General features: G+C 61.5%; 7 protein-coding genes and 1 pseudogene. 4 read left to right on the top strand and 4 right to left on the bottom strand.

All coding sequences use genetic code 11. The features are described 5' to 3' along the window. Positions 1-428 precede the first annotated feature (428 nt). A complete protein-coding gene (locus EA346_RS14860; RefSeq protein WP_296759895.1) occupies positions 429-620 on the top strand; it encodes a toxin-antitoxin system HicB family antitoxin in 192 nt (63 codons plus the stop codon). A gap of 28 nt (positions 621-648) precedes the next feature. On the opposite strand, the gene EA346_RS14855 is transcribed toward EA346_RS14860, so the two are convergent. Beyond that, positions 649-948, bottom strand: coding sequence for a hypothetical protein (locus tag EA346_RS14855; RefSeq protein ID WP_296759894.1), 300 nt, complete (start codon positions 946-948; stop codon positions 649-651). Then, on the bottom strand, positions 945-1,235 hold the full coding sequence (locus EA346_RS14850) for a toxin (RefSeq protein ID WP_296759892.1): 291 nt from the start codon (positions 1,233-1,235) through the stop codon (positions 945-947). The genes EA346_RS14855 and EA346_RS14850 overlap by 4 nt, the downstream gene beginning before the upstream one ends. Before the next feature lie 346 nt (positions 1,236-1,581). Between EA346_RS14850 and yjjJ the strand changes: the two genes are divergently transcribed. From yjjJ to EA346_RS14835, 3 genes are all read left to right on the top strand, one after another. After that, positions 1,582-2,970 carry a type II toxin-antitoxin system HipA family toxin YjjJ gene (yjjJ, locus tag EA346_RS14845; RefSeq protein ID WP_296759891.1) on the top strand — a complete coding sequence of 463 codons (1,389 nt, stop codon included), beginning with the start codon at positions 1,582-1,584 and terminating at the stop codon, positions 2,968-2,970. Between the two features lie 226 nt (positions 2,971-3,196). Beyond that, positions 3,197-3,505 (top strand): DUF1778 domain-containing protein, encoded by a 309-nt coding sequence (locus EA346_RS14840; RefSeq protein WP_296759897.1) that lies wholly within the window; start codon positions 3,197-3,199, stop codon positions 3,503-3,505. Continuing rightward, positions 3,505-4,056, top strand: coding sequence for a GNAT family N-acetyltransferase (locus EA346_RS14835; protein WP_296759889.1), 552 nt, complete (start codon positions 3,505-3,507; stop codon positions 4,054-4,056). The genes EA346_RS14840 and EA346_RS14835 overlap by 1 nt, the downstream gene beginning before the upstream one ends. 177 nt (positions 4,057-4,233) lie before the next feature. Here EA346_RS14835 and EA346_RS14830 read toward each other — a convergent pair whose 3' ends face one another. Together EA346_RS14830 and EA346_RS14825 are read right to left on the bottom strand one after the other, a co-directional pair. Beyond that, entirely contained in the window at positions 4,234-4,434 is a 201-nt protein-coding gene (locus EA346_RS14830; RefSeq protein WP_296759887.1) for a DUF2283 domain-containing protein, read from the bottom strand. A 233-nt stretch (positions 4,435-4,667) separates the two neighbouring features. Next, positions 4,668-4,979: pseudogene (locus tag EA346_RS14825) on the bottom strand (transposase); the annotation flags it as partial.

Genomic DNA, 4,979 nt, shown 5'->3' with positions numbered 1-4,979 from the left:
GTATCGCTTGGCGGTCTCGACCAAGGCTTCGGGCAGTTTGACGTTGACGGCCATAAGGACCTCCATTAAGGAGGTCCATGGTAGCGTCTAACGGACCAAAAGGGAACCCTTTTCCAGCTAACGAAATGGTTGTCTTTTTGTTTGCTGGCAAAGGGGGCGAAGTGGGTGTCCTGGAGGTTGCGGAGCATTGAAAGTCCCGACGACTTCACCGCCACGCCAGAGGGTCGCGAAAAGCTCGATGGCGTATGCATGCTGTTCATGGCGATCGGTGAAGCGCTCAAGCGCGTCGATCGCATGACAGATGGGGCGTTGCTCGCACGGCAGCCCGAGGTTGATTGGAACGCGAACTCCGGGGTCAGGTCTCGCCTTGTTGCACCGTTACTAGCCGACGTCATGGCGCTGCGGGCAGGTCAAGGCAAGCAAGTAAAGTGGCTGTCCTGAAGTTTCTCGACTTGCCCTTTGGCGGATACGGTGACTTTAAATTCGTGGCGCGTGTGCCGCGCAGCCTGCATGCGCGTCTGGCAGCGCGCGCCCGGCAGGAAGGGGTGAGCATGAACGCCCTGGTGTCGGCGTATCTAGCCGAGGGCCTCGGCCGGCAGGACGGCAAGGCGAGCAAGTGATAGGGGGCGGATGGGCTCCGCCGCGATGTCAATCCCTTTCCTTGAGTGTTCCGGATGCGTACTGGTGGATGATCGAGCTGACCAGGGTCTGGTAGGGCATGCCCTTGCGCAGCGCGATGGCCTTGATGCGCTGGATATCACGCTCCTGGAGGCGGACGGTGATGGCCCTTTTCCTGGAGGTGTCGGAGGCGGCCGTCCGCCACTCGGCGATACGAGCGGTGAGGTCGGCATCCGGCTCGAACTCACCCCGTTCTGCGGCCTCGATCACGGCGCGTTCCTCGTCGTCCAGGAAGGGTGCGTCATGGCCCGTGTGCTTGCTTTTCGTCATGTTTCTCGCCCCAGCAGGTATTTCTTCTGGTAAACGCGGCTCCGGAAGATTGTCTTCAGGAACCGTTGGTTCCCTTTCTGAACGTAGGGTACGACACAGGCGTATCCTCTGATCTCCACGACCAGTATGCGCTGATGACCATACCGGGACGGGTTGGGGTGAACCTCGTCAGCCAGGATGCGACCGCTTTCGATCGCTTCCAGCACATCCTCGAAGCCGATTCCACGTTGATCCAGCAACCTTTGATTCTTCTCTTCGTCCCATTCGATCCCGGCCGACTCGGTCATGCGGCTAGAAGATATCCTATGTACATTGAATGTCAATCCGCGGACGCGACCACGCTGCTGCGAACTCCGGGGTCAGGTCTCGCCTTGTTGCACCGTTACTAGCCGACGTCATGGCGCTGCGGGCAGGTCAAGGCAAGCAAGTAAAGTGGCTGTCCTGAAGGAAGCGGCTTCGCCTGAGAAAGGGGGTGTCCAGGAGAGTGTGCGAGAGTCGGGCTGCATCGCCGGAAGTGACTTTTGGCCCGAGAATCGTTTCAATCGATTTCTCCAAATGGTAATAAACCAATGGGAATCCGCTGTTTATACATCTAATATCGAATCAATAATCTTTTCACAAGAAGGCAGGATAATGCGGAACAAGCGGAAAGCGGCACAGCAGCGTCTTGCCGGAGCCCTCGCCCGGGCCGCACCGGTTCGGGCCGCCGATCTGGCCCGAGACCTGGACATCTCGGTACCCACATTGCATCGGCTGCTTCACGAATGCACCGAGCCGGTCCTGGCGGCGGGGCGCGCGCGCCGTACCCGTTATGCCCTGCGCAGGCCCCTGCGTGGCGACCTTTCGCCCATACCGATCCACGCCGTCGACGAAGCCGGCCAGCCGCATGAAGTCACCGTCCTTTCGCCCATCCAGCCACAGGGGTGTTGGGCCGATTTCGCGGGCACCGACTGGCCCTTGAACGAAGAATCCCGCGACGGCTGGTGGGCGGGATTGCCCTACCCGCTGTACGACATGCGCCCGCAAGGGTATCTCGGCCGCCAGCTGGCGCATCGTGTGCAAGACACCCTGGCGGTCTCGCCCAATCCGGCTGCCTGGACCGACGACGACATCCTCTGGGTCCTGAGCCGGATGGGCGTCGACCTGCCGGGCAACCTGATCGTCGGCGATGCCGCGTACAGGCGCTGGCAGGAGAGTCGTCTGAACCCGCCCCCTGTATTGGATGCGTCCGAGATCGGGCCGATGTACGCGCAGGCGGCGGAGCAGGCCATTGCGCTGGGCCTTGCGGGATCCAGCGCCGCGGGCGAGTTTCCCAAATTCACCGCATTGAGGGAGGCGCCCAAAGCCCGTACCCCGCACGTGATCGTCAAGTTTTCAGGTGCGGACCCCTCGTCTGCGGTTCGGCGCTGGGCCGATCTGCTCATCGCCGAACACCTGGCTCTGGAGACGATTCGCAGCCTGCCCGGTGTCGAAAGCCCGCCCAGTCAGATCCGGCAGTTCGGTGGCCGGACCTTCCTCGAAGTGGAACGCTTCGACCGTCACGGCGGATTCGGGCGCAGCCCGGTGGTCACGCTCGAGACGGCCAACGCAGAGCTCCTGGGAAAGCCGCCCGGCACCTGGGAATCCCTCGCCGATGCCTTCTGCGATGCGAGACTACTTCCGGCCGAGCAGGCCTCCGCGGTCCACCGCATCGCCTGGTTCGGCCGCTTGATTGCCAACAACGACATGCACCTTGGCAACCTGACCTTTCGGCCAAGAGAGGGTGTTCTGCACCTGTGCCCGGTGTACGACATGCTCCCGATGGCCTACGCCCCGTTGCCGGGCGGCGAGCTGCCCCGGCCTGCGTTCGATCCGCCCCTACCCGTTCCGCGGGAACAACCCTCCTGGCTTCAGGCATGTCGGGCCGCTCAGCGTTTCTGGGAGAGCGTGGCAAACGATGAGCGGATCAGTGCACCTTTCCGGTTGATCGCAGAGGACAATGCTGCTGAGCTTCGGCGGAGGGCGCAGTTGACCGCGGCCTAATCCTCGAGGGGTCAATCGGAGTGAGTGTCCAATATTTGAGCCTTATGAACGGCTCGGGATCGATATGCAACCGCTCCAGGATCCGCGGCGTCTCGCCCGGGATGTAGCCGCGCTTGTCGGACTAGCGCGCGCAGCGCGTTGAACAGCCGCGTGCGAGTGGTTTTGATTTGTACGCCTAAGTGGCGTACAATGCCGCGTCAGATGTGAAGTAGCGGAGGGTAAGGTGATGCATCCGGTTGACAACCTGACGAATGAGATGGACGAGCGTAACGACGCACGCATGCACTTTCGCACCAAGCCGCGGATCAAGGAGGTGATCCACAGGGCGGCTGCCCTGTCGGGTCTGGATGATTCGGCTTTTGCCATGAACGCCGCTTACCGGGCGGCTCTGGAAACCATTGCCGCCCACGAGCGTACGGTACTGCGTCCGGAAGATCATGCAGTCTTCTTCGCAGCGCTGGACGAACCGCCCGAGCCGACCAGAGAGCTGCGTGCAGCCCTGAAGCGCAGCCGTGACCGGACAGTCGCGAAGTAATGCCGGAGCAATGGGAGCGCCCCTTTATCATCGAGCGGTTTGACCCCGCGCGGCATGATCGGGAACGTTTCAGTTGCGGCATTCCAGCCGTCGACAACTACTTTCGAAAAACGGCCAACAAGCTGGCCAAGGCCGATAACATCCGGCTGTACGTGATGGTCGCACCCGATGGCGCGGTGATCGGCTTCTACTCGATCAACGCCCATGCCGTCGGCTACGAAGACCTTCCTCCTGGCTATGCACGAACGCGGCCCGCGCACGGGTCGATTCCCGCCGCGTTCATCGCGATGATCGGCCGCGATCAGCAATACCGGAATCGGAGCTTCGGCAGTGACCTGTTGGTGGATGCCCTGACGCGGATTGCCCGCGCGTCCGATGAGATTGGCATCTCGGTGGTAATGCTGGATGTCTTCGATTGCGGCGATCCAGAGCGCGTGCAGCGGCGCAAGGCGCTGTACGAGAGGTTTGGCTTCATGCCACTGCCGTCCAGACCGCTGCGGCTCTTCCTGCCGATCGCCACGGTGCGCAGGCTGCTGGTGGAGGGTGACTGATGGCAACGTCGCTGTCACGCCCTCGAGCCACGGTTTTGCCGTCAAAAATGGGCCTCTAAGAGCTTCCGCGCGCCGAAGTTCGAGTGATTTTTAAGAAGAATCAGGGCCTTGCGCTGGTCCGACCCCGGAAGCCATGTTGCAGTACGAAAATCCGCCGGGTTTTCCTGCTGGCACTAGCTACGCAGCGGTACGAGTGTCTCCACTGTGAAATGGCATGAATCCCGTCTTCACTGCATCCAGAACAACCAATTCCACGATCGTGCCGTCATCCGCGTAACTGACGTTAACATTCCAATCCTGGGACACCTCGCTGGTGATCTCTTTGTCGCTGAAACGGATTTCCAGAATGTCGTCCTGCGGATAATAGGTGGTCTTCATGGTTTCTGCTCCCAAGAGAAGTGGTGCATCACCGTCTTGATCACGAGCACCGATTCCAAGGCTGCTGCGGCGCAAACAAGGTTGTCACTCCGTTGAGGGTACCATTTGGCGATCCAACACCTGCGTTCGTCCTTGTAGCGGACCTCGCCTGTCTCGATTAGATCACGGGTCAGCGTTGGCGATAACCGCGTACGCCGGTCGCTTGGACCGGTAGGGTGGGCGACGCTGCGCAATTAGGCCGCTTTCCGCTCGAACAGCGCCCGAGCGGCACCCATCCCGCGCAGGAATGCGACGTTGCGCGCCACGCAATGCGCGGTAAGGTGCTCCGGCGTGCCGATCGCGGTGCTGAACTGGTGCAGCATCCGCGCGGCGGTGGCGATGAACTGCTCGGGATCGATATTCAACCGTTCCAGGATCTGCGGCGTTTCGCCTGGGATGTAACCGCGCTTGTCCTCGCGGATCACCCGGCCGGTGGTATCCACGAGTTCCAGGTAGTCGTCGAAGGCAAAGGGAATCGCCGCCGCCATGCGGCCGGTGGCATCGAA

Origin of the sequence: Thioalkalivibrio sp. (assembly GCF_007692535.1) — a bacterium.
Classification (GTDB): domain Bacteria; phylum Pseudomonadota; class Gammaproteobacteria; order Ectothiorhodospirales; family Ectothiorhodospiraceae; genus Thioalkalivibrio.
Note: the sequence above shows the minus strand (reverse complement) of the source record. Positions and strands in the feature narration are given on the sequence as shown.

Bases quoted from the DNA above. Each gene is read 5' to 3' on its own strand.
- EA346_RS14850 (WP_296759892.1), bottom strand. From the start codon at position 1,235: ATGACCGAGTCGGCCGGGATCGAATGGGACGAAGAGAAGAATCAAAGG.
- EA346_RS14830 (WP_296759887.1), bottom strand. From the start codon at position 4,434: ATGAAGACCACCTATTATCCGCAGGACGACATTCTGGAAATCCGTTTC.
- yjjJ (WP_296759891.1), top strand. From the start codon at position 1,582: ATGCGGAACAAGCGGAAAGCGGCACAGCAGCGTCTTGCCGGAGCCCTC.
- EA346_RS14835 (WP_296759889.1), top strand. From the start codon at position 3,505: ATGCCGGAGCAATGGGAGCGCCCCTTTATCATCGAGCGGTTTGACCCC.
- EA346_RS14840 (WP_296759897.1), top strand. From the start codon at position 3,197: ATGCATCCGGTTGACAACCTGACGAATGAGATGGACGAGCGTAACGAC.
- EA346_RS14855 (WP_296759894.1), bottom strand. From the start codon at position 948: ATGACGAAAAGCAAGCACACGGGCCATGACGCACCCTTCCTGGACGAC.